Here is a 22,906-nt window from a genome sequence, read left to right as displayed (position 1 = left end):
CGTGCGGATAAAGGCTTCGAAGCACGCGCTGGATGCGGGTCCGCGGCCATGAACGCGGATGAACGGGTCGGCAGTATTTGAATCCGACCAGCAGTTCGGAATCCGACGCGAGCAAGTCCGTCCTCGAGGCCGGGTCGGACGACACCCGACGAGCCGACGGCTCGGTGACGAGCGATCGGTGCACGCCCAACGCGGCACAGTCGGTGCGGAAAATCAGCGAGTCGGCACGTACGTTCCGTCGCACTTCTCGATCAGCTGCTGGCTCGAGAGGGAGTTGCAGACGCTCAGGATATCGATCTTCCGCATGGAAAGCACCTGCCCCAGTTCGTCGACCGTTGCCCCGTCAGTCGCCTCGAGGTAGAGGTAGACGAGCTTCCCCTGTGCGGAGTTGAGTTCGGTCGGCAGTTCGGTGAGTTCGGGATCGGTGTGGGTCTGTTCCATCATCGTATTTACACAATCGACGAACATCTGTATAAAGTTATTGCACACCGAGTCCATATTCGGAAAAGAGTACTAGTGACATTATATGCCTTAGAATACGGATGTCACAGTAGCTACTGAGACAAAAAATCCACTCGTCGCGTGTGAGCGGTTCTCTCTAGCCGAGTCAGATATTCATGAGAGAAATCACCGTACTGGAACTGGAAAATGACTTTGGGCGAACGTTTCCGGGAACAGCTAGAAACAGAATAACTGTGTATCACTTTATCACAGTATTGGTAGCGGGAAATCAGGCACCGACAGAGCGTATAAGGTATATTAATATCAGAGGCCAATACTGCGACAATGGCAGCCCCGAGCCGCCTATCGGCCGATTCCGGTATATTTTGGATCGAGCTCTGATCTCGGCGATATTCGAGCGAGCCGAGCGAACAGCGATTTAGTGGCAGTCCGATCCCGCTAGGCGCCCGGCGAGTACGCGATGGGGTCGAGAACCGGCGACAAACGGCGACCCACCCCCTCCGTCGGCGTTTTTAAGTCCTTTCCACGGGTAACATGAGGCATGCCTCGGAGTTTTCGAATCGGATCCCTGTTCGGGATTCCGATCAAGCTGGATCTCACGTTTCTGTTGGTGCTCCCGCTGTTCGCCTATCTCATCGGCGAACAGATCGAACCCGTCGCGGGGCTGCTCAACGACGGGCTCGCGGCGGGCATCGACGTCGGCGCTATCACCGCCGGGACGATGCCGTGGCTACTCGGCCTGGCCGCGGCGATCGGGCTGTTCGTCGGCGTCGTGCTCCACGAACTCGGCCACTCGTTGACGGCCCAGCGCTATGGGTTTTCGATCGACTCGATTACGCTCTGGCTGTTCGGCGGCATCGCCGCGCTCTCGGAGATGCCCGAGGACTGGCGACAGGAGCTCACCATCGCCATCGCCGGTCCGATCGTCTCCGTGCTCGTCGGCGTCGGTTCGTACGCGCTCTTTCTGGCGGTTCCCGAAAGCCTCGACGGCGCCCGGTTCGTTCTCGGCTACCTCGCTATTCTGAACGTCGTGCTCGCGGTCTTCAACATGATCCCCGCGTTCCCGATGGACGGCGGGCGGGTTCTCCGCGCGTTTCTCGCCCGCAGCCGCCCCTACGCGACGGCTACCCAGCAGGCTGCCAGCATCGGCAAGCTGCTGGCGGTCTTCATGGGCCTGATCGGACTCATGGAGTCCAGCATCATCTTCATCGGCGTCGCCTTCTTCGTCTACATCGCCGCCTCGAGTGAGGCCCAGCAGGTGACAATGAAGGCCGCGTTCCAGGACGTCACTGTCGGCGACATCATGACGCCCGCCAGCGATCTTCACACGGTCGAACCCGAGACCACGGTGGCGGCGCTGGTCCAGCGGATGTTCACCGAGCGCCACACCGGCTACCCGGTCATCGACACCAGCGCGTTCGAGGGCGAACGCCTCGTCGGACTCGTGACGCTGACCGACGCTCGCGAGATCGATCCGGTCGAACGCGACGCGTTCACGGTCGACGAGGTGATGACGACCGACCTGCGGACGATCGCCCCGGACTCGGACGCGATGACGGCGATCGAGGAAATGCGCGAGAACGATATCGGTCGGCTACTCGTCGTCGAAGACGGCGACCTCGTCGGCCTGATCTCGCGGTCGGACGTGATGACCGCCTTCGACATCGTCCAGAAAAGCGGCGCGGTCAACCCTAGCAGCCAACTGCGGACCGCGGACTGATCGGTGCGACGGCGGCCGATCCATCCGCCGCGACGGCCGACTCATTCGCCTCGACGACGGCACAGTCGATCGACGAACCGGCAAAAACGTCCGTAACGGTCGCCTCGAGCGCCGCAATCAACATTCTTAACCGCAGTCGGGGCTGACTCACCGCCGATGCCACCGGCCATCGAGACCGTCGATCTCGTGAAGGAATACGGCGACTTGCGCGCGCTGCAGGAGCTGTCGCTGACCGTCGAGGAGGGCGAGTTCTTCGGCCTGCTCGGTCCCAACGGTGCGGGCAAGACGACCTTTATCAACACGCTGGTCGGCCTGGTCCGCAAGTCCGGCGGCGAGGCGCGAGTCTTCGGATACGACGTCGAGGACGACTACCGACAGGCCCGCGACGCCATCGGCCTCGCGCCCCAGGAATTCAACGTCGACCGATTCTTCTCTATTCACGAAGTTCTGAAGAACAAGGCGGGATACCACGGGGTTCCCGAGGACGAGGCCGCCGAGCGCGCCGACGAGGTGCTCAAGCGCGTCGGGATCTACGACAAGCGCGACGAGCGCTTCGACTGGCTCTCCGGCGGGATGAAGCGCCGGCTGCTGCTCGCGCGGGCACTGGTAACCGATCCCGACCTGCTCATCTTAGACGAGCCCACGGCCGGCGTCGACGTCCAGTTGCGCCACGACCTCTGGGAGCTCGTGACCGAACTCAACGAGGAGGGGACGACGATCCTCCTGACGACCCACTACATCGAGGAGGCCGAGCGCCTCTGCGATCGGGTCGCGATCATGAACGAGGGCCGGAAGGTGACCGTCGCGACGCCGGACGAACTGAAGGAGCGCGGTACCGACACCATCTCTGTCCGCCTCGAGTCCGGCGTCTCCGCGATCGCGGCGGCCGATCTCGAGACCGACCTCGGCGCGTACGCCCACGAGGTGACGACGAGCGGCGACAGCCTCGAGGTCCGCGTCGACGACGGCGGCTCGACCGCGCCGCAACTGTTGAACGACCTCGAGGCGCGGGGCCACGAGATCGCCGACCTCGAGATCACCAGAACCTCCCTCGAGGAGATCTTCGTCGACCTGACCCGAAGCGACGACCGGACGGTGACCCGGTCGTCGGCCTCGAGCGCGGACGAGACTGAGGAGAGTCAGCGACACGAACGCGAGCGCGAACAGGAGGGGGTCGCCTGATGCTGTCCGTCGGCTTCCGCGCGCTGTTCCGGCGCGAGGTGCTGCGGTTCGTTCGCCGTCCGAAGAACACGTTCATGCCGCCGGCGATCACGAACGTCCTCTACTTCGCCGTCTTCGGGTTGATCCTCGGCGGCCGGATCGATCAGATCGCCGGCTTCGATTACATCCTCTTTATCGTCCCCGGGCTGGTCGTCCTCGGCGCGATCTCGAACGCCTTCGAGAACGCGTCGTTCTCGATCTTCCACGGCAGGTGGAACGAGTACATCCACGAGACGCTGACCTCGCCGCTTTCCTACGCCGAGATGGTCGTCGCCTACGTCGCGGCCAGCGCGGTGCGGGGGCTCATCGTCGGCGTCATCATCGCCGTCGTGGGCCGGCTGTTCGTGCCGATCAGCATCGAACACGGCCTCTTCCTCGTGGCCACGATGGTCGTCATCACGGCGCTGTTCGCCGGCTTGGGGATCATCGGCGGCCTCGTCGCCCGCGACTTCGACGATCTGACCGTGATGAACCAGTTCATCCTCAGGCCGCTGGTCTTCTTCGGCGCCGTCTTCTACTCCCTCGAGACGTTCGAGCAGGCCTGGCAGGTACAGATCTCGCTGGTGAACCCGATGGTCTACATGGTCGACAGCGTCCGGTACGGCCTGCTGGGCTACTCGGACCTGGTCGCGGTCAGTATCCTCCCCGCGCCGTACGCCGAGTTCGCGCCGCTGTTCGCACTCGGTGTGCTCATGGCGGCCACCGTCCTCGTGCTGGCGATCGACGTCTACCTGTTCAAGATCGGCTACGGACTGACCGACTGACGGACCACTCTCCTCGCGAGCGATACCCTTCGGTTTCGTACGAATGAGGACGTGAGACGATTCGACTATGCAGGCCGCGTAGCGTCGCCCGCGTCGTCATCGCCGAACTCGAGTGGGCGCCGTCGACGGCGAGCGAACACCTGCGAAAGGCGAAGGCAAAACTCGTCCACGCGACGATGGACGGATTCGGTGCGGGACCGTGAGACGCCGACGCGGTCAGCTCGGAGCGTCGACGCCGAATTCGGCCGTGCCCCGTCCGTGAATCGACCTCGAGCGCGTCGGTGGTCGCCCCGACGCGATCACTCGGCCAGACTGACGACCTCGTTGCGGACCGAACACAGCGTTCCCAGGTGGTCGTCGTCGACCTCGCAGCGGGTGACGGACGGGCGGTCCTCGTAGGTGGTTCGGACCGGACCGATCGGGGCGTTTTCGTCGTCGATTCCATGCCAGACCGTCACGTCGCCGTCGGGCATCGGCAGCGACCAGTCGGCCGCGAGCGTGCGACTCTCGCGTACCGCACCCGACGGACCGGACGACAGTCCCGCGCGGAAGTCGCGACCGACGATGCGGGCGGTCTCGTCGTCGACGGATCGGTCGGTCAACTGGCCGACAACGGCTTGGTCACTCCGGAGCCGCGCGACGACGGCGCCGAATCGGAACGCGACGCCCAGGAGATGCGGGAACCGAACGAGCGGGCCGAACGGCCCGCCGTCGTGTGCCGGAACCGGAGCGCCGACTACGCCGACGCCGGTGACTCGTTCGACGTGACGTGCGGCGACGGCCAGCGCATAGGGACCGCCGCCGGAGAACCCGGCGACCGCGACCGACTCGAGTCCCAGCGCGTCGACGAGCGCTCGACAGTCTTCGGCCCACGTTTCGAACGTTCCGTCCGGATGCGGATCGGAACGGCCGTATCCGGGGCGACTCGGCGCGATCACGCGAACGCCTCGACTGCAAGCGGACGCCGAAAGCACCGCCCCGAGGTGTGACGATCCGGGCGTTCCGTGGTGGAAGACCAGGGGCGCGCCGTCCGGATCGCCGTACGTCGCGAACGCCAGGGTCCGTCCGTCGGAGAGCGAGATTGACTCCAGCTCGGAAACGACCATGCGAAACGCTCCCCGTCGCAGACATATTCACGTTACGACAGCCACGGCAGCGACCCGATGCGCCGGCGGCTACTCGCGGCTATCGGCGACCTCGAGCCGGTGGTCGAGGCGCCTACTCGTCTCGTTCGGCGACCCTGACCAACTGCTTCCCGATGTTCTCGCCCTCGAACAGCCCGAGGAACGCGTCGGGCGCGTTCTCGAAGCCTTCGACGACGTTCTCGCGGTAGCGGATCTGGTCGTTCTGTACGAACTGCGAGAGCCGCTCGAGCGCCTCGCCCCAGCGGGGCTGGTAGTCGCTGACGAGCAGGCCCTCGACCGTCGCGCGGGTCTCGATGAGCTTGGCGAGCTTTCGCGGGCCGGTCGGGACGTCGGTCTCGTTGTAGAGGGCGATCTGGCCGCAGACCGCGACCCGGGCGTCGACGTTCAGCCGGGGCCAGACGGCGTCCGTGATCGGGCCGCCGACGTTGTCGAAGTAGACGTCGACGCCGTCGGGACAGGCCTCGTCGACCGCAGTCGAGAGGTCGTCGGTCTCCTTGTAGTTGATCGCGGCGTCAAAGCCCAGTTCCTCGGTAAGCCACTCGATCTTGGCCTCGCTGCCGGCGGTACCGACCACGCGGGCGCCCGAGAGACGAGCGAGCTGGCCGACGACGGAGCCGACCGCGCCCGCGGCCGCGGAGACGACGACGGTGTCGCCCGGCTTCGGGTCGCCGACGTCGTTGAGGCCCCAGTAGGCCGTCACACCGGGCATGCCGAGCACGCCCAGCGCCGTCGAGATCGGCCCGTGGTCCGGATCGACCGGCTGAAGTTCGTTCGCGTCCGCGACAGCGTGTTCCGCCCAGAGGAGGTCGCCGGTGACGATATCGCCCGCCGAGAACTGGCCGGCGTTGGACTCGAGGACTTCGCCGACGACGCTCGCTTTCATCGGATCGCCGACGTCCCACGGTTCGGCGTACGATTCCGCGTCGCGCATACGACCGCGCATGTACGGATCGACGGACTGGTAGAGCGTCTTGACGAGCACCTCGCCGTTCTCGGGTTCGGGACGGTCGACGGTGACGAGGTCGAAGTCGTCGCGGGTCGGTTCGCCGACGGGACGGTTCGCGAGTCGCCACTGTCTGGTCTCTGCCATACGCGTACGAGGGCGCCCCGACGGGTGAACGTTGGGCTCGCGGAAGATGACGAACGGTCGACCGTCGATCCAGACGCGAGGTCGGCGCGGCCGCGGCCAGCAGCGGTCGAACCTTTTTGGTCGCCGTTCGTGTACGTCTCGTTATGGGATCCGATCGGGACACGCTCGAGAACCTGCTCGCCGGCAACGAGCGCCACGTCGAGGCGTTGCCCGAGGACTACTTCGCGGCGGTGCAGACGGGCCAGCACCCGACCGTCGTCGCGATCTGCTGTTCGGACTCGCGAGTCTCTCACGAGGGTATGTGGGGCATCGAACGCCCGGGAGCGGTCTTCACGCCGAGCAACATCGGCAACCAGATCTGGGACGAGGACGCCGGCAAGCGGATCGTCGACGGCGGCGTCCTCTACCCAATCCATCACACCGGCACCGACGTCGTCGCCGTCGTCGGCCACACCGGCTGCGGCGCCGTCACCGCGGCCTACCACGTCGCGACCGGCGAGGAACCGCCGGGCCCGCAGGGCGTCGACAAGTGGGTCGACCAGCTCGTGCCCGTCGTCGAGGAGGCCCTCGAGAGCGGACTGATCGACACCGACGCGGACGAGGCGCGGGTGATCAATCAGCTCGTCGAGTACAACGTCGACTATCAGGTGCGCTCGCTTTGCGACGCCACGGATGTCCCCGACGACATCGACGTCTACGGCTTCGTCTACGACTTTCAGGGCGTCTACGGCGACGAACCCGGCCGCACGTACCTGGTCGCCGCCAACGGCGAGACAGGCCCCGACGCGCTCGCCGATATCGTGCCCGAGGGCTACGAGACGACGGCCCGCAGCCTGCTCTCTCGGTAGCTGGTGCGACGTTTTGCGTCCATGAACTCCCGTTTCGATACCGCTGTCGGGACGAGAAGCACTCGTACCCGCTGAGATCGTCGTTGAACAGTCGCTAGTGACAGTACTGACGAGTTCGATTGTGAAGTTATCGAGTAGGGGATACTACCGAGCGCCGCTATTTCGAGGGTGCTTTCGTGCGAACGACCATCTGCGGAGAGCGGCCGCCGAGAGACCACCATCCTCGAGAGTACCGATCGAAACCGGGACCGAGTGCTACTGGTTCGAGCGCCTCGCGACTCACGGATTACGTCGGGTCCAAATCCCGCATTGAATCCCCTGCTTAGCGTAGACCAGCAGACCAGCTAAACTAGCGATGACAAGTGCAAGTGCCGGAAGTGTGCTCTCAGTAGCGAGCAGGGTGACGATACCCAAAACGAAGAAGCCCGCTGCTTGTAAGATAAGATAGGCAATAGTATCGCCGAATGGCTTTAAGCCATAGCTCGCGGTAATCACTGTAAGAATCGAAACAGTCGCTATGAGAAGTGCAGACAACTGCCAGTAAGTAATAAGTGAAATAACGACTATCCCAAGAAATAAATTACCGGTTATGTATTTTACTTCGATTGATTTAATCTCCATGGGGCCTCCATTCATAATCTATTGTAGTAATTCTATAGTTCTATCCCCATACCATAATATGGTACTGAGCTCCTATTTAATGTTGATATTAGAACGAGCAGTCATCGTTATTACACCCGGCAAGGACTGTGAGCGCAATACCACCTAAGAAAATCAACGAGGAAGCAGCATTACACAACGTACCATCTGGATCAGAACAGGCACCTACACAGCAGGCCCCTTCTCCAATACCGAGAAGACAATCGAAACAAGCTAACGGATTTACGGAACCAGCACAAGCTCCGCATCCGATTAAAGCCGAAGCTTCTCCGAGTGGACCTGCGCAGTCTAATATACAGGCCTCATAACTGCTTTGTACCGATGCGACAGTGTTTATGACTGAGTTATGTTGTTGATCAACTACAACCGGTTCTGACGCTGAATATCCTTCTCTTTTCGCTTCACTCTCGGATAAAAATGCTATATCCGAGTTAGCGGATATCATTCGCATTGATTCCATTTCTTCCCAGTCTTCTGTAGTTGCATTAATTAACCCTGGGAGTGATGAGAGGGTGCTCCCCTTAAAAACAGCTCCGGTTGGGTCGCTATTTTCTCTCCACTGTAGGTATCCCGCGTCATACTCATCCGCCGAAAGTGAGAATAATACTCCCTGAGCTAAAACCTTTATTTCTGAAGCAGACCGTTTTCTTGCTTGAAAGACTCGTGGCTTCCCTTTAATCTGATATCCACGAGAGACCATGTCTCTTTCAAGTGATTTGAACTCCGCGTCCGATTTCGCTTTACCAATAAGCCGGTTTTGTTGCTTTCCGGTGAGTTCTAATCGCTCGTATTCATAATCATCCGTCTCACTAGGTTTCGCATTCCCCTGTCCTGCAAGTCCTATAGTACCGACTCCGATCCCAAGAGACTGGACTATCTTTCGTCGACTAATGTCTTTTTCTCCAGACATATATGAAATATACATATGGGATGGATTAATTTTTTCTATGTGTCTTAGTATAAATAACTATACTTTATATTAAATTGACTTATATGGTGTTGCCGTAGAATCACCCTTTCTCCAAAGAATAGGAAAGTCCGTTTCTCGATTCGGGCCGAACGGTCGGCGTGGCTATGCCGAGCGAAACCCGACCGAAAATCGGCTGCCACACTTGGCAATCGTCTCGAGTCAGTAAAGACGGCGACCGGATCAGCCCTCAAGGCGCCCTCAGTCGTCGTCGGCCGTCTGCGGGGTCGGCGTCTCGCTCTCGACCTCGGACTCGGTCTCGTACTCGACCTCCGGCGTCGCCTCGGCCTCGAGTTCGACGTCGGCCGCCCACTCGAGGTCGCCGGCGTACTGGAAGGCGGTGTTGTCCTGCTCGGGATCGACGACCGTCAGGTCCCCGATCCAGCCGTTGTCGAGCAGCGTGCGCACGTCCTCGTGCTCGCGGAGGATCTCGGTCACGCGATCGACCGGCGCGTGGATCACGGCCGTCAACCGCAGCGGCTGGTGGTACGGTCGGTCGTCGTCGACCTTCAGCGACTGGAGCGGCAGGCCGGTCATCAGGTCCCCGCCGTTGCCCTGTAAGACGCCGACGTTGCCGATGGGGTTCTGGGTGATCTTCGAGCCGCTGCCGTAGACCGCGTTGTCGACGGTCGCGAAGTAGTACTGGTTGTTGATCCACTGAGTGACGACTAGCGGCCCGGTGAAGATCGCCTCGAGGGCCTCGCCCTCGGGGTCGGTCGTCCAGTCGTAGGAGTGGAGGAACGCGCGCCCGTCGAGGTTCCGGTCGGCGGTCAGCTCGCGGGGGCCGATGACGAACGAGGCGTTGCCGGCCAGCCCCCACTCAGGACGGGCCTCGGCCCAGTCGGCCGCTTTGCGTTCGACCGCCGCGACGCCGGCGTCCGGATCGCCGCCCGTCGCGTCGTCAGTGCGCTCTGCTGTGGCCCCGGCGCGGGCGCGCTCGAGGTCCTCGCGCAGGGACGCGAGATCCTCGTGGTGGCTCTCCGGCACCGGGTCGTCGAACAGTTCGATCTCGTCGGTCGTCGTGTTGTGCTCGCCCGCGAGGAAGACGGTGTCCTCGGGGACGTCGATCCCGCGCTCGCGCAGTTCGGCCCGCACGTCCTCGTCGTTGCAGATCTCGGCGAGTACGCGGGCGTTCGGGCCGCCCGGGTTCCCCGCGCAGGCCCCGCAGTCGAGACTCGAGTCGAAGGGGTTGTTCGTCGTCTCGCTGGCGTGGCCCGCGAAGACGACCAGGCGAGCGAATGCCGTCCATCCCATGAGTTCGAAGGCCGTCGCGGCGTACTCGACCTTCTCCTCGAGGGTCATCCCCTGCGGGAGGTCATGGTCGGCGTGGCCGTGGTCGTCGTACGCGTCGTAGTCGACCGCCGGGGAGGCGGCTTCGTGGTAGTTCGGCACGCGCTCCTCGACGGCGCGCTCGAGTTTCGCGATCGCCGAGGGCGACAGCGTCCGCGCGGCCATCGCCGAACCGTAGGCGCTGCCGGCGCCCTCGACGAACGTGAACGCGGCGACGACGTTGTTCTTGAGCGTCGTGAAGTGTTTGCGTGCCGCGTTCGCCACACCGGTCCAGCGGTCGCGGGCCGTCGCCGCCTCGGCTTCCTCCCCGGGACGGTCGACGACGCGGTGTTGCGGATCGACGATCGGCGGGCAGGCGTCGCTCTCGGCGTGCGAGTCGTACTCTCGATGGCGCATCGGAACCCCGAAGAAGCCCGCGTAGCCGTGGGTATCGTAGGGGCCCTGGGCCTCGATGTGGCGGCGGATCACCTCTGAGCGGGTGTCGATGCAGAACACGAGCTGCGCGGCCGGTCGCTCTCCGTTGTCGTCCGACGGGTCCGTCACCGAGTCGTCGATCCCCTCGAGGAGGCGCTCGCGGTAGCTGCGCTCCCACGCGGTCAGCCAGATCTCGGGCAGGGGGATCCCGTCGTCCGCGTCGCTCACGTCGTCCGCACTGGCGGTGGTCCTCGCCTCGTCGCCGTCGTCGACCGCTCCGGGGTCGATCGGCGCGTCCAGCAGGTCGGCCAGCGTCAGCCGCACCGCCAGATACTCCGGCAGCGTGATCGGGTACTGCTCCTGCCACGCGTTGGCGTCGGCATCGGTCCGCTGCTTGATGAACCCGCTCCAGCCCGGGAGCGCGGCGAGGTGGTGCTCGACGACGTCCTCCCAGCGTCCTTCGGGGAAGTCGCCCAACACCGCCTCGAGGGCCTCGGTCGCCGTCTCGGGAAGATCGTCGGAGTCGTCACAGCCGGACACGTCCCCGTCGTGGGGTGCCATCTCGCGCCACGCAGCGTAGAATCCCGCCTTGCGGTTGGGCATCGGCCACTTCGACTGCCCCTGATCGAGGAAGGCCGCGAGCCACTTCGTCAGCACGCGGTCGACGGCCGCCGTCGTGTCGTCGGTCTCGGAGCCGCGTTCCGCCTCGGTTTCGGCCATCTCGTCCAGGAGCGTCTCGGGCTCCCGGTCGATACCGCGAGCCTCGAGTTCCGCCTGAAGCGCGTCGGGATCGATCCGGCCGGTCTCCCACGCCCGGCGGAAGACCGACGGGTGCGGGTAGCCGCGGCCGCCGAACAGGCGTTCGCCCTCGGCGACGGCTTGATGGAACGGCTCGTCCTCGAACCCCGAGAGGGGGTTGGCCGTGACGAACGAGTGCAGCGGCCAGACGGAGCCGATGCGCTCGGCGGCGCGGTCGATACGCTCCTCGATGCGACGACGGTCGTCGGTTCCGTTACGCGTCATTGTAGTCCTCCTTGTCGGTGAGCACGGTGTTCGGATCGGGTTGGGAGAGGTTCAGCAGCGTCACGTAGAGGCGCTTGCTCGAGCGGAACCAGCCGAGTTCGGCCACGAGGTAGGCGCCGACGAACAGAGCGACGGCGAGGTAGTGAGCGATCGTCATCTCCGTCGAGACGTGGGTCATCGGCACGCCCGAGAGCATCGTCGAGACGGCGTTGAACGCGATGGCGTAGCCGCCGATCGCGGTCAGGACGACCAGCGGGGCGCTGACGAACCTGACCGACGCCGGCAGGGTCGACCGCCGGAGGATGTCGCGGGCCGCGGTCAGCGTCGTCAGGACCACGACCAGCGTCAGGATGGTCCCGCTGTTCAACTCGAGGCTCGTCGCCTTTCCGGTGAGGACGCCGAACAGGACGCCGCCGCCGACGGCGGTCAGCAGACTGACGGCGACCCCGGAGAAGCCGAGATGAGTTTGCTTCTTGTCTTTCGGCACCGCTTGCTCGACGGCGGCGCCCGACGAGAGGAAGAGATACGCCTTGTAGAAGCCGTGGAGGACGAGATGGGCGATCGCCGCGGCGAAGAAGCCGAGACCGCACTGTAGTATCATAAAGCCCATCTGCGCGATTGTCGAGCAGCCGAGCTTGCGTTTGACGTCCGTCTGGACGAGGATCATCGCCTGTCCGAGGAGGGCGCTGACGGCGCCGAGCAGGACGACGAACGACATGACGGCGAGGTGGTCGGCGACCACCGGAGCGAACCTGGTCAACAGGAGCCCACCCGCGTTGACGAACCCGGCGTGCATCAGGGCCGACGCCGGCGTCGGCGCTGTCATCGACGACAGCAGCCAGTTGTGGAAGGGAAACAGGGCAGACTGGATGACCGCCGCGAGGACGATCCCGCCGGCGGCGACGAGGCCGACCGTCCGCGAGACGCCCTCGAGGGCACCGAAAATACCGGTGAGGGTGGTCGCACCCGTCGCCCAGGCGAGGAGGGCCAGCGAGGCGGCCAGCAGGCCGCTGCTGGCGAGGAAGTACCGACGAGCGACGGCGGCGGCGGCTCGGGCCTGCTCCCACTCGCGAACGTGACCGATGAGCGACGCCATGAGCAGCCCCATCGCCAGCCACGCCGCCGCGAACAGCGCGACGTGGTCGGCCGCGGTCAGCGTCATGACGACGAGCGTGAACCCGAGAACGCGGTAGTAGAACCGATCGATGTGGCGGTCTCCAGCCATGTAGCGCCGGGAGTAGCTGTGGACGATCCCGCTGAAGAAGGTGACCACGACCCACATCACCGCGGTCAGCCCGTCGACGCGCAGCGCGTCCGCAAACTCCCAGCCGGCTCCGTTCCGGGCCGCCAGCGCGAGTACCCCGACGCTGAGGGCGAACAGCGCCCAGACCGTCCGCGTCGACGCTCGCGGAACGAGCGAGGTCGATGGCGTCGGTTCGGAGAGTTGTGCGACGGCGTCGTCGGATGTGGGTGCACTTTCGTCGGTCATGCTTCGATTTCGCGCTCGACCAGCGCGGGATCGCAGCCGGGTCGCGCCGAACCAGTCCCGGCAACACTTGCACGGTCGGTCGTCTTCACCCAATATACGAACAGACTGGTTATTATAGTCTTTGGTTCGAACAAAATGTTCGCCCCTCCCTCTATAGTGGACGATCGTGATAAACACGGTGCTCATCACGAATGTCTCAGTCAGAGAACGTCTCAGTCGACGCTCGTGAGAATCGCACCGAACAGGACGCGAGAACGGGCGGAACAGCGCGGTGTCCGTCCGGAAACGGAGCCAGTTCGTCGCGTTACTGGGAGGAGAATTCGTCGAACGACGTCGACTGGTGGCTCCGCACGAGCACTTCGTCGGTGATCGTCAGCCCCATGTCCGAGATCTCCTGTGCGATCGGCGTGATCTCTCGGTCGTTCTTGACGACGGCCGTCACGAGAAGGTTCTGCTCGCCCGTGACCAACTCCTGTACCGAGACGACGCCGGAAATGTCCAGTAGATCGTCGATGTAGTCGCCTCGCTCCGGAATCGACGCCGTGCAGTAGAGGAGCATCCGGATCGGATACCCCGACTTCGTGTAGTCGATGTTGGCGCTGTAGCCCTTGATGACGCCCTCCGACTCCAACCGCTGGATGCGTTTGCGAACGGTGCTCGAGGACGCGTCGGTCCGCTCGGCGATCTCACTCGACGAGAGGTTCCGGGCTTCCTCCTGGAGCGCGTAGAGAATCTCCCGATCGACCGCGTCGAGATCGTAGTCCGTCATACGGTCCGTTTGTCCGCGACGGCTATAAGGAACTTCTGTTGACAAAATGCAAGGATCGCCGTTCGCACGCCGACTCGCCGCGCCGTGCGCTCGAGGAGGCTTGCTATCGTCGTTGTCGGCGCTCGTGACCGCTGTCATCGCATTCCCGCTATCGCTGTGGAACTCGCCGCTACCGTTCTCGGGAGGCGAGGTCGTCGCCGTCGGTACCGTTTTGCTATTCGCACGCGCATTCCTCTCGCATGCGACGGTTCCTCGAGTCCGATACGGGGTTTTACTACGCTGTCGGGCTGTTCACGGTTCTCGTCTTCCTCGGCGGGCTGGTCGTTCTGGCGGTCATCAGCCCCGGCGATATCGGCGCGATCGAACTCGGCGGACTCGTCGTCGGCTTCTTCCTGTTCATCCTGATTTTCTTCGTCTCGGTGACGGTCCATCGACTCGAGGACCGCGACGAACGGTGACCGAACGCCGATTTTCGACGAAACGGGGGCGATAGCCTGCCATACCTTCGATATCGAGATCTGAGTCGAGCCGCAGGCTTTATCAGTGTCGCGGCGTTCTCTTCAGAAGCAATGGCGAAAGGAACCGTTGATTTCTTCAACGACACAGGCGGCTACGGATTCATCGAAACTGAGGACGCGGACGAGGACGTCTTCTTCCACATGGAAGACATCGGCGGCCCGGACCTCGAGGAAGGACAGGAGCTCGAGTTCGACATCGAGCAGGCCCCCAAGGGCCCGCGCGCGACGAACGTCGAGCGCCTGTAAGGCGAATTCGCGGAGGTATCGGCACTTCAGAACTGTATTTTACACCGACTAGCCGCGGCGTTGTCGTCGGCTGCGTCGCCGATCGCAATTGCGGAGGAGTGGTATCGGCGCATACGTGTTGGGATATCTATAAGTTTGCCCAAGATGGTAGTCGACACTCACGTTCGCCCCTGCAATCGGCGCTCCCGAACTCTCGATCATCCTCTTCAACCTCGCGCTCATCCTCGGTGCCCTCGGCGGCGTCTGGTATCTCCTCGCACGACTGCGCGGCGCGCTGTAGCGATTGACCCGGACCATTTTGTGGGTTCGGCGCCGACTCGAGGTATGTCCGACCCGCTGATCCGCCGTCGCGACGAGATCGAGTACGAGACGGTCGACGCGGCCGACGGCCTCGAGAAGGGCGTCCTCGTCAGCGACGACCACGGTGCGCCCCACTTCGCGATCCGTCGGTTCGTCCTCGAGCCCGGCGCCGAGGTGCCGAAACACACCAACGACGTCGAACACGAACAGTACGTCCTCGAGGGCGAGTACACCGTGGGCATCGGAGACGAGGAGTACGCGGTCGAAGCCGGCGATTCGCTGCTCATCCCTGCGGGAACGGTCCACTGGTACCGCAACGAAGGCGACGATCCCGGCGCGTTCATCTGCGCCGTCCCGAACGGCGACGACGAGATCGAATTGCTCGAGTGACCGTCACGGAGAGCGGACGGAAGTGCCGTCCCGACTCGGTCGGCAACCACAAGTACTAAACGTCTTTTAGGATAACCTAAACCTCGATGGTAGAAGCGCAGTCGGTCGGCGAGCACGCGGCGACTCGGGACCGGGAGGGTTGGGTTACCGGGACGCTCGTGCTCTTCTGTTTGGCGAGTACGATCATCACGGTCGTCGCCGGACTCGTACAGGTGACGTTCGGAGAGTACTCGATGACGCTCGTGGAGGCGTGGTCAGCCGTGTTCGAGCCCACGGTGCTTTTCAACCTCGAGGCCTGGTCCTCGTTTCTCTTCGGTACCGAGCTCCCCGAGATGAGCACGGACAGCGTCGTGGTGTGGAACCTCCGGCTCCCTCGCGTCTTCGTCGCGATTATCGCCGGCGCGACGCTGGCGATCTCCGGGGCGATCTTCCAGGCAGTAACGCGAAACGAGCTAGCCAGCCCCTTCGTGCTCGGGGTTAGCTCCGGCGCCGGGTTCGCGGTGCTGGCGACGCTCGTCGTCTTCACCGGGCTCGCGCCGTACCTTCCGCTGATCGCCGCGTTCGGCGGGACCGTCGCCTTCCTGGTTGTCTACGGGATCGCCTGGAAGGGCGGGACCAGCCCCGTTCGCCTCGTGCTCGCGGGCGTGATCGTCAACATGGTCTTCCAGTCGCTCCAGCAGGGGTTGTTCTTCTTCGTGGACGACCTCGGCGTCGCCCAGACGGCGATCGCCTGGCTCACGGGCTCGTTTACTGGCACGGGTTGGGGAGAGGTCCGGATCGCCCTCATTCCGGGCATCGCCGCGATCGCCATCGCGCTCGCCAGCTCGCGACAGTTGAACGTCCTGTTGCTCGGCGAGACCACCGCCAAGTCGCTGGGGATGCGCGTCGAGCGCGTCCGCTTTTTCCTCTCGGCGGTCGCCATTCTCGCGGCGAGCGTCGCGATCGCCGTCGCGGGCATCGTCAGCTTCTTCGGCCTCGTCGTCCCGCACATCGTCCGGAACGTCGTCGGCGGCGACTACCGACAGCTGATGGTCGGCTGCCTGTTCGCCGGTCCGGCACTGATGGTCACCGCCGACGTCGGCGCCCGCCTCGCGCTGGGCGGGATGCAGATGCCCGTCGGCGTCGTGACCGGGCTGGTTGGCGGTCCCTATTTCCTCTATTTGATGCGCAAGCAGCAGTCCATGGGTGAGCTATAATGGCACAGAACAAGACGCAGATGACGCAAGAACGGATCACCGACAGTGACGGCGTCGCGGTCGAGAGCGCGCTGGTCGGCGAGGACCTCTCGTTGAGCTACCCGACGACCGAGGAGACGATCGTCGAGTGCGCCCGGCTGGACATTCCCCAAAACGCCGTAACCGCACTCGTCGGGCCAAACGGCAGCGGGAAGAGTACGCTGCTGAAGTCGCTCTCAAACCACCTCGAGCCCGAACGAGGGACGGTCCGAATCCACGGCAAGGAACTCGACACGTTCGACCGGAAGGAACTGGCCCGCGAACTGGGCGTCCTCTCCCAGGAGAACGACTCGCTGGGTTCGATCACCGTCGAGGATCTGATCTACCACGGCCGCTACCCGCACCGCGGTTTCTTCGACAGCGTCAGCGAGGAGGACCACGCGGCCGTCGAACGCGCCCTCGAGTTGGCGGGAATCGGGGACCTACGGGACGCCGAACTCGGCCAACTGAGCGGCGGTCAAAAGCAACTGGCCTGGATCGCGATGGTGTTGGCCCAGGATACGGACGTCCTCCTGCTCGACGAACCGACGACGTTCCTCGACGTCCACCACCAGTTCCGCGTCCTCGAGACGATCCGCCAGTTGAACGAGGAGAAGGGGGTCACCGTGGCCGTCATCCTCCACGACATCGCCCAAGCGGCCCGCTTTGCGGACTACCTGGTAGCGATGCACGACGGGGAACTGTACGACTGGGGGCCGCCGGAGGAGGTCGTGACCGAGCAGTTGCTGGCCGACGTCTTCGGCGTCGAGGCGACCGTTCAGCACGAGCCCGAACTGCAGGTGTTGCCCCGTCGAGCGCTACCCGAGCGCTAAAAGTCGGAAAAACTATACTGTTTTAGGCCAGCCTAAACCTAATGGCAACCGACGACGGAACGACGAGACGGACCGTGGTGAAGACGACCGGGGCGCTCGCCGGTCTCGGCATCGGCGCCGGCTGCCTCGGCGAGTCCGGGTCGTCGAACGAGGGGAGCACCAACTCGGTGACGATGGAACCGGTCGGCGAGGTCGAGTTCGACGGCGTCCCCGAGACGTGGCTCCCGTACACGGCCGATTACGCCGACATGGGCGTCGCGCTCGGTCAGGGGGACGGGCTGGTCGGCATCGGCCAAGCACACCTGTACGGCACCCACTACTACGACGAACTCCCGGGCGTCTCGGTCGACGCGAGCGACCTCACGGAACTCTGGGACGGCGGCACCGGACAGGAGGTCTTCTACGAACTCGACGCCGACGTCCACCTCATCGACCCCAACTTCATGATCAACCGACTCGGCTGGAGTCGGGACGAGGTCGACGAGATCGCCGACACCGTCGCACCCTTCATCGGGAACACGATCTTCTCGGCCAGCTACGACTGGCACGACTACGACCGCTACACGCTGTACGAGGCCTTCGAGAAAGTGGCCGAACTGTTCCAGGAGCGCGAGCGCTACGAGGCTTTCGCGACGCTGCACGACGAGGTGATTGCCGACCTCGAGTCGCGGCGGCCGGACGAGAGTCCGTCGGTCGCGGTGCTGGTTCCCGCCTCGGCCGAACCCGAGGAGTTCTACCCGTACCTCATCGACGAGGCGACGCAGTCGAAACACTGGACGGATCTCGGCGTCCGCGACGCGCTGGGTGCCAACGACATCGAGGACGCACAGGCCGGCGGCGGCACGGTCGACTACGAGACGCTGCTCGAGATCGATCCCGACGTGATCGCCGTCCGGCAACAGGGTCAGGCCACCGAGGAGGACTTCGAGAACGGGATCGTCTCCTCCCTCCGCGATCACGACGTCGCGAGCGAACTCGAGGCCGTACAAAACGACCGCGTCGTCTACGCGGGCATGACTTACCAAGGGCCGATCATCCACCTGTTTCAGCTCGAGCGAGTCGCGCAGGGACTCTTTCCGGACACGTTCGGTGGCGAGGACCTGTTCGACCGACAAGCCGTAGCCGATATTGTCGACGGTAACACATAACTCGACAGCCCTGTACCGTGTGACGAGCGCAGTTCTGGCCGTATTAGTTCGGAACACTTTTGATGGTTTAGGCTAACCTAAAGATCGATGACCGACGAGTCCACGTGGACGAGACGCAACGTCCTTCGAACGAGCGGAGCGATCGCCGGCGTGAGCGCGATGGCCGGCTGCATCGACTCCCTTGGGTCCGACGGCGACGACGAAGCCGAATACACGGTTTCGATGCCGCCGGTCGGCGAGGTCGAATTCGACGGCGTCCCCGAGGCGTGGGCCGCCGGAACCGGGGATTGGGCCGACATGGGGATCGCACTTGGCCAGGAGCCGCCAGCGGCCCTCTATCTCGCCCGGCGCCTCCATACGGGCTATTACGACGACATTCCCGACGTGAGCGTCGGCGAGATCGACTCGCTCTGGGACGACAGCGAGTTGACCCGCGAAGAGGTCATAGAGCTCGCCGAGGACGTGGATCTCTTCGTCATGGACCCGAACTTCCTCGAGGGGCGGGCTGACTGGAGCCCCGACGACATCGACCAGGTCGAATCGACGGGGACGCCGTTCTTCGGGAACTCGATCACCTCCCGGGACTACCCGTGGCACCAGGACTACGACTACCTCACGATGTATGAGGCCTTCGAGAAACTCGCCGAAGTCTTCCAGGAACAGGAACGCTACGACGAGTTCGAGACGCTACACGAGGACTTCCAGTCGGAACTCGAGACTGTCGTCTCCGCGGACGACCAACCAGAGGTTGCAGTCCTGTACCCGCAGTTGGAGGATGACTCGTTCCTCCCCTACCTCATCGACGAGTCGACGACTTACAAACACCTGCAGGACCTCCAGGTCGAGGACGCACTCGCGACCTCCGACGTCGAGGACTTCCACAGCGGCCGCGGATCGGTTGACTACGAGACGCTCCTCGAGGTCGATCCGGAATACATCCTAGTTCGCACCGAGCAATACCTCTCCGAGGAGGAATTCCAGCAGAGCATCGTCGAACCGATCCAAAGCCACAACGTCGGGCGGGAACTGACAGCCGCTCAGAACGGCAACATCTACAATACCGTCCCGTTCTATCAGGGCCCGATCATCAACCTCGTCGCCACTCAGCGGTTGGCCGAGCAGCTCTACGGCGTCGAGGACGACCTGTTCGACCCGCAGCAAGTCAGCGACATCGTCAACGGCGACTTCTAAACGGCCCGAGGAACTTCTCGAGTATCGAACCCGAGGCCCGCCGCGAACTCTTCGGATCCGACTTTCGGTTCTCCCGACGGCAAACGGTGTCGATCGCGGCCACTTACTGGGGTCCAGTCTACGGAAGTTTTTTGCGAGCCGTCCGTCGACGCCTCGTCGGTCCCGTCGGCCGTCGATTCGGCCGCGTCGGCGGCCACTGCATCGTCTCCCTCGCCGTTTGCCGGCTCGAGCTCTGCGTCCGGCTCGGCCGTCACCTCGAAGGTCGACAGCGCGTCGGAGAGGTCCTGTGCGCGCTCGGACAGCGACGTCGCGGTGTGTGACACCGTGATGAGCGACGAGGTCTGTTCCTCCGCGGCCGCGGCAACGGTCTCCGCCTCCGCGCTGGTCTCCTCGCTGATCGCCGTCACGTCGTCGGTCATCGAGACGACCTCCTACGTCGCAGCGGCCTGTTGCTGGGTCGCCGCCTCGATCGAGGCGTTGAGCGCGAGCATGTTCGTCTCCCGGGTCACGTCGCCGATGAACGCCAGCAGATCGTCGATCGTCTCGAGTTCGTCCTCGAGTCGGCCGACCTCCGCGACGGCCTCGTTGGCCTCCGCTTCGATGGCGTTCATCCCGTCGATCGCCCGGCGAGCCGATTCGCGGGCGTCCGTGCTCGTGGCGGCGGTCCGTTCCGCGAGCGTGGCCACCTGCGAGGAGGTCGCGGCAATCTCCTCGGTCGTCGAGAGTTCGTTAACTTCGTCGGCGATCGCCGCTCGAAACAGCGACTCGACGTCGTCCTCGAGTTCGGAGCCTGTGTGTGCGTAGATGACGCCGCCGAACACTCCCACGACGAGCAACACCACGAAGAGCGCGGCACCGAACCGGAGTGCGTAGCTGCTTCGAGCGCCCGGAACTCCCCGTAACGGATTCAAATCCATCGAATTGGGAATTCAATCTCTCCTATGTGTAATTCACTATTATTGATATGTACGGCTATAGTCCGCTCGTCGGCGGTACGAACGAATACGTCGTCGCCGTCCGCTGGGGCGCACTGAAACCGACAGCAGTGATCGCTTCCGCGGCTCGCGCTCGAGTTCGGTGCAGTCCGAACCGCTGAAATACCGTCCCGCCATACGGCTACTCGTGTCGAAGCAGGTTCAGGAGGTCGAAACGATCTTTTGTCACGCGACCGGTGACGATTACCTCGTCGTCGTCGAGCGCGACGGACAGCGGCTGTTCCGAGCGAAGCTCGGACTCTCCGAGACGTCTGCGGGCCCCCGACCCGCGAAGTTCCGGCTGAAGCAGGGCTCGAGCGAGGAGCCCCGCCAGCCCGACGAGTTCGTCGAACTCGCCCGCCGCGCCGGGCGGATCCGCATCTCCGAGCAGACCGCCCCCGAGAAGCGCCGCGAACTGCGGGAGATGCTCGAGGGCTACCAGCTCGAGGACAAGACCAAGGCCGTCCGGACCTGCCGCTACTGCGCCTCCGCGGGGCGCTACTCGCCGATCACGACGGAGACCGCGGTCAAGGATGACAACGATTGGATCTGTCGCGACTGCGCCCGCCAGGAACTCGAGCGCCAGCTCACCTACTCGGGCAGCGGCGAGGTGACGGGCGCCGCGAAGGAGCGCCTCGAGGACCTCATGCTCGAGGTCCAGGATCTAGAGCGGATCGTCAACCTGCTGCAGGGACAGCTAGATCCTGATCTGACGAAGTTCGATACCATCTCGGCGACGACCGACGAGGTCGACCCCGTCCGGGTGGACTCGCTGAACCTGCATCCGGGGCTGCAGAACCTGCTCGAGGACCGGTTCGAGACGCTGTTGCCGGTCCAGAGCCTCGCCGTCGACCACGGCCTGTTCGACGGCGACGACCAGATGGTCGTCTCGGCGACAGCGACCGGGAAGACGCTGGTCGGCGAGATGACCGGGATCGACCGCGTTCTGAACGGCAAGGGGAAGATGCTCTTTCTCGTGCCCCTCGTCGCGCTCGCGAACCAGAAGTACGAGGACTTCCAGGACGAGTACGGCCACCTCGTCGACGTCTCCATCCGGGTCGGCGCGAGCCGCATTTCGGACAACGGCAACCAGTTCGACCCGAACGCCGACGTCATCGTCGGCACCTACGAGGGGATCGACCACGCCCTGCGGACGGGCAAGGACATGGGCGACATCGGGACCGTCGTCATCGACGAGGTTCACACCTTAAAGGAGGAGGAACGGGGCCACCGTCTGGACGGTCTGATCTCGCGGCTCAAGTACACCTGTGAGCAGCGCGCGAAGCGGCGGGACGACTACGGCGGTGCCCAGTGGGTCTACCTCTCGGCGACCGTCGGCAACCCCGAACAGCTCGCGACGGCCCTCGAGTCGAAGCTCATCGAGTTCGAGGAGCGCCCGGTGCCCATCGAGCGCCACGTCACCTTCGCCGACGGCCAAGAGAAAGTCCGCATCGAGAACAAGCTGGTCAAACGGGAGTTCGACACGGAGTCCTCGAAGGGGTATCGGGGGCAGACGATCATCTTCACGAACTCCCGCCGGCGGTGTCACGAGATCAGCCGGAAACTGGACTACTCGGCCGCCCCCTACCACGCCGGGCTGGACTACAAGCGACGGAAGAAGGTCGAACGCCAGTTCGGCGAGCAGGAGCTATCGGCGGTTGTGACAACTGCCGCGCTCGCAGCGGGGGTCGACTTCCCGGCCTCGCAGGTGGTCTTCGACTCGCTGGCGATGGGGATCGAGTGGCTCTCCGTCCAAGAGTTCCACCAGATGCTCGGCCGTGCCGGTCGACCCGACTACCACGACAAGGGGACGGTGTACGTGCTGGTCGAACCCGACTGCTCCTATCACAACTCGATGGAGATGACCGAGGACGAGGTCGCGTTCAAGCTCCTCAAGGGCGATATGGAGTCGGTGATGACCCACTACGACGAGGCCGCGGCCGTCGAGGAGACGTTGGCGAACGTTACCGTCGGCGGCAAGGCCGCCAAGTCGCTCAACGACCGCATGCTCGGCGACGTCCCTACCAAACACGCCATCGGCAAACTCCTCGAGTACGACTTCATCGACGGCTTCGAACCCACGCCGCTGGGGCAGGTGGTCACCCAGCACTTCCTCGATCCCGGCGAGGCCTTCGCCCTGCTGGACGGCATCCGGAAGGACGCCCACCCCTACGAACTGATCGCCGACCTCGAGTTGCGCGAGGACGACCTGTAGTCGCCCTCGAGTCAG

The 22,906-nt window shown here is 63.8% G+C and carries 20 protein-coding genes and 1 pseudogene; 12 read left to right on the top strand and 9 right to left on the bottom strand.

From position 1 onward, the window contains the following. Positions 1-213: 213 nt before the first annotated feature. The gene (locus tag EH209_RS15565; RefSeq protein ID WP_126663786.1) at positions 214-444 is read right to left on the bottom strand and encodes a MarR family transcriptional regulator; all 231 of its coding nucleotides are present in this window, start codon (positions 442-444) and stop codon (positions 214-216) included. 559 nt (positions 445-1,003) lie between these two features. Between EH209_RS15565 and EH209_RS15560 the strand changes: the two genes are divergently transcribed. The 3 genes from EH209_RS15560 (at position 1,004) to EH209_RS15550 (ending at position 4,167) form a co-directional block, all read left to right on the top strand. Continuing rightward, a complete protein-coding gene (locus tag EH209_RS15560) occupies positions 1,004-2,182 on the top strand; it encodes a CBS domain-containing protein (RefSeq protein WP_126663785.1) in 1,179 nt (392 codons plus the stop codon). A 156-nt stretch (positions 2,183-2,338) separates the two neighbouring features. After that, complete coding sequence (locus tag EH209_RS15555; RefSeq protein WP_126663784.1) at positions 2,339-3,364, top strand: ABC transporter ATP-binding protein; 1,026 nt, start codon at positions 2,339-2,341, stop codon at positions 3,362-3,364. Then, on the top strand, positions 3,364-4,167 hold the full coding sequence (locus EH209_RS15550; protein ID WP_126663783.1) for an ABC transporter permease: 804 nt from the start codon (positions 3,364-3,366) through the stop codon (positions 4,165-4,167). Before EH209_RS15555 ends, EH209_RS15550 begins: the two co-directional genes overlap by 1 nt. A 299-nt stretch (positions 4,168-4,466) precedes the next feature. On the opposite strand, the gene EH209_RS15540 is transcribed toward EH209_RS15550, so the two are convergent. Together EH209_RS15540 and EH209_RS15535 are read right to left on the bottom strand one after the other, a co-directional pair. After that, positions 4,467-5,273, bottom strand: coding sequence for an alpha/beta hydrolase (locus tag EH209_RS15540; RefSeq protein WP_126663782.1), 807 nt, complete (start codon positions 5,271-5,273; stop codon positions 4,467-4,469). A 112-nt stretch (positions 5,274-5,385) separates the two neighbouring features. Beyond that, complete coding sequence (locus EH209_RS15535; protein ID WP_126663781.1) at positions 5,386-6,402, bottom strand: NADP-dependent oxidoreductase; 1,017 nt, start codon at positions 6,400-6,402, stop codon at positions 5,386-5,388. Between the two features lie 143 nt (positions 6,403-6,545). On the opposite strand from EH209_RS15535, the gene EH209_RS15530 reads away from it, so the two are divergent. Further along, positions 6,546-7,250 carry a carbonic anhydrase gene (locus tag EH209_RS15530; RefSeq protein ID WP_126663780.1) on the top strand — a complete coding sequence of 235 codons (705 nt, stop codon included), beginning with the start codon at positions 6,546-6,548 and terminating at the stop codon, positions 7,248-7,250. A gap of 279 nt (positions 7,251-7,529) precedes the next feature. On the opposite strand, the gene EH209_RS15525 is transcribed toward EH209_RS15530, so the two are convergent. The 5 genes from EH209_RS15525 to EH209_RS15505 form a co-directional block, all read right to left on the bottom strand. Beyond that, positions 7,530-7,871: a hypothetical protein gene (locus tag EH209_RS15525; RefSeq protein WP_126663779.1), complete on the bottom strand. Its 342-nt coding sequence runs from the start codon at positions 7,869-7,871 to the stop codon at positions 7,530-7,532. 88 nt (positions 7,872-7,959) lie between these two features. Beyond that, complete coding sequence (locus EH209_RS15520; RefSeq protein ID WP_126663778.1) at positions 7,960-8,820, bottom strand: hypothetical protein; 861 nt, start codon at positions 8,818-8,820, stop codon at positions 7,960-7,962. Positions 8,821-9,078: 258 nt separating this feature from the next. Continuing rightward, positions 9,079-11,604: a DUF2309 domain-containing protein gene (locus tag EH209_RS15515; RefSeq protein ID WP_126663777.1), complete on the bottom strand. Its 2,526-nt coding sequence runs from the start codon at positions 11,602-11,604 to the stop codon at positions 9,079-9,081. Next, positions 11,594-13,093, bottom strand: a complete 1,500-nt coding sequence (locus tag EH209_RS15510; protein WP_126663776.1) for a proton-conducting transporter transmembrane domain-containing protein — start codon at positions 13,091-13,093, stop codon at positions 11,594-11,596. Before EH209_RS15510 ends, EH209_RS15515 begins: the two co-directional genes overlap by 11 nt. 304 nt (positions 13,094-13,397) lie before the next feature. Continuing rightward, a complete protein-coding gene (locus tag EH209_RS15505; RefSeq protein WP_008892919.1) occupies positions 13,398-13,862 on the bottom strand; it encodes an Lrp/AsnC family transcriptional regulator in 465 nt (154 codons plus the stop codon). Between the two features lie 239 nt (positions 13,863-14,101). On the opposite strand from EH209_RS15505, the gene EH209_RS15500 reads away from it, so the two are divergent. The 7 genes from EH209_RS15500 to EH209_RS15470 all read left to right on the top strand — a co-directional run bounded on the left by EH209_RS15500 (position 14,102) and on the right by EH209_RS15470 (position 19,702). After that, positions 14,102-14,320, top strand: coding sequence for a hypothetical protein (locus EH209_RS15500; RefSeq protein WP_126663775.1), 219 nt, complete (start codon positions 14,102-14,104; stop codon positions 14,318-14,320). A 111-nt stretch (positions 14,321-14,431) separates the two neighbouring features. After that, the gene (locus tag EH209_RS15495) at positions 14,432-14,626 is read left to right on the top strand and encodes a cold-shock protein (protein ID WP_007259363.1); all 195 of its coding nucleotides are present in this window, start codon (positions 14,432-14,434) and stop codon (positions 14,624-14,626) included. A gap of 324 nt (positions 14,627-14,950) precedes the next feature. Then, complete coding sequence (locus EH209_RS15490) at positions 14,951-15,316, top strand: cupin domain-containing protein (protein WP_126663774.1); 366 nt, start codon at positions 14,951-14,953, stop codon at positions 15,314-15,316. Between the two features lie 86 nt (positions 15,317-15,402). Continuing rightward, positions 15,403-16,512, top strand: coding sequence for a FecCD family ABC transporter permease (locus tag EH209_RS15485; RefSeq protein WP_126663773.1), 1,110 nt, complete (start codon positions 15,403-15,405; stop codon positions 16,510-16,512). Beyond that, on the top strand, positions 16,512-17,363 hold the full coding sequence (locus tag EH209_RS15480; protein ID WP_126663772.1) for an ABC transporter ATP-binding protein: 852 nt from the start codon (positions 16,512-16,514) through the stop codon (positions 17,361-17,363). Before EH209_RS15485 ends, EH209_RS15480 begins: the two co-directional genes overlap by 1 nt. 41 nt (positions 17,364-17,404) lie before the next feature. Then, positions 17,405-18,511, top strand: coding sequence for an ABC transporter substrate-binding protein (locus EH209_RS15475; protein ID WP_126663771.1), 1,107 nt, complete (start codon positions 17,405-17,407; stop codon positions 18,509-18,511). Positions 18,512-18,598: 87 nt separating this feature from the next. Next, complete coding sequence (locus tag EH209_RS15470) at positions 18,599-19,702, top strand: ABC transporter substrate-binding protein (protein ID WP_126663770.1); 1,104 nt, start codon at positions 18,599-18,601, stop codon at positions 19,700-19,702. Here the strand turns inward: EH209_RS15470 and EH209_RS15465 are convergent. After that, a pseudogene (locus tag EH209_RS15465) lies at positions 19,699-20,454 on the bottom strand (hypothetical protein); the annotation flags it as partial. The gene EH209_RS15470 and the pseudogene EH209_RS15465 overlap by 4 nt on opposite strands. Positions 20,455-20,824: 370 nt before the next feature. On the opposite strand from EH209_RS15465, the gene EH209_RS15460 reads away from it, so the two are divergent. Next, positions 20,825-22,891 (top strand): DEAD/DEAH box helicase, encoded by a 2,067-nt coding sequence (locus EH209_RS15460; protein WP_126663769.1) that lies wholly within the window; start codon positions 20,825-20,827, stop codon positions 22,889-22,891. Positions 22,892-22,906: the final 15 nt, after the last annotated feature.

The sequence above is a fragment of the Haloterrigena salifodinae genome (assembly GCF_003977755.1).
GTDB lineage: Archaea > Halobacteriota > Halobacteria > Halobacteriales > Natrialbaceae > Haloterrigena > Haloterrigena salifodinae.
The sequence above is the reverse complement of the archived record's forward strand: the minus strand, read 5'-3'. Positions and strand labels throughout refer to the sequence as shown.

Excerpts from the sequence above, each read along its gene's own strand:
- EH209_RS15565 (WP_126663786.1), bottom strand. The coding sequence starts at position 444 with ATGATGGAACAGACCCACACCGATCCCGAACTCACCGAACTGCCGACC.
- EH209_RS15560 (WP_126663785.1), top strand. The coding sequence starts at position 1,004 with ATGCCTCGGAGTTTTCGAATCGGATCCCTGTTCGGGATTCCGATCAAG.
- EH209_RS15555 (WP_126663784.1), top strand. The coding sequence starts at position 2,339 with ATGCCACCGGCCATCGAGACCGTCGATCTCGTGAAGGAATACGGCGAC.
- EH209_RS15550 (WP_126663783.1), top strand. The coding sequence starts at position 3,364 with ATGCTGTCCGTCGGCTTCCGCGCGCTGTTCCGGCGCGAGGTGCTGCGG.
- EH209_RS15540 (WP_126663782.1), bottom strand. The coding sequence starts at position 5,273 with ATGGTCGTTTCCGAGCTGGAGTCAATCTCGCTCTCCGACGGACGGACC.
- EH209_RS15535 (WP_126663781.1), bottom strand. The coding sequence starts at position 6,402 with ATGGCAGAGACCAGACAGTGGCGACTCGCGAACCGTCCCGTCGGCGAA.
- EH209_RS15530 (WP_126663780.1), top strand. The coding sequence starts at position 6,546 with ATGGGATCCGATCGGGACACGCTCGAGAACCTGCTCGCCGGCAACGAG.
- EH209_RS15525 (WP_126663779.1), bottom strand. The coding sequence starts at position 7,871 with ATGGAGATTAAATCAATCGAAGTAAAATACATAACCGGTAATTTATTT.
- EH209_RS15520 (WP_126663778.1), bottom strand. The coding sequence starts at position 8,820 with ATGTCTGGAGAAAAAGACATTAGTCGACGAAAGATAGTCCAGTCTCTT.
- EH209_RS15515 (WP_126663777.1), bottom strand. The coding sequence starts at position 11,604 with ATGACGCGTAACGGAACCGACGACCGTCGTCGCATCGAGGAGCGTATC.
- EH209_RS15510 (WP_126663776.1), bottom strand. The coding sequence starts at position 13,093 with ATGACCGACGAAAGTGCACCCACATCCGACGACGCCGTCGCACAACTC.
- EH209_RS15505 (WP_008892919.1), bottom strand. The coding sequence starts at position 13,862 with ATGACGGACTACGATCTCGACGCGGTCGATCGGGAGATTCTCTACGCG.
- EH209_RS15500 (WP_126663775.1), top strand. The coding sequence starts at position 14,102 with ATGCGACGGTTCCTCGAGTCCGATACGGGGTTTTACTACGCTGTCGGG.
- EH209_RS15495 (WP_007259363.1), top strand. The coding sequence starts at position 14,432 with ATGGCGAAAGGAACCGTTGATTTCTTCAACGACACAGGCGGCTACGGA.
- EH209_RS15490 (WP_126663774.1), top strand. The coding sequence starts at position 14,951 with ATGTCCGACCCGCTGATCCGCCGTCGCGACGAGATCGAGTACGAGACG.
- EH209_RS15485 (WP_126663773.1), top strand. The coding sequence starts at position 15,403 with ATGGTAGAAGCGCAGTCGGTCGGCGAGCACGCGGCGACTCGGGACCGG.
- EH209_RS15480 (WP_126663772.1), top strand. The coding sequence starts at position 16,512 with ATGGCACAGAACAAGACGCAGATGACGCAAGAACGGATCACCGACAGT.
- EH209_RS15475 (WP_126663771.1), top strand. The coding sequence starts at position 17,405 with ATGGCAACCGACGACGGAACGACGAGACGGACCGTGGTGAAGACGACC.
- EH209_RS15470 (WP_126663770.1), top strand. The coding sequence starts at position 18,599 with ATGACCGACGAGTCCACGTGGACGAGACGCAACGTCCTTCGAACGAGC.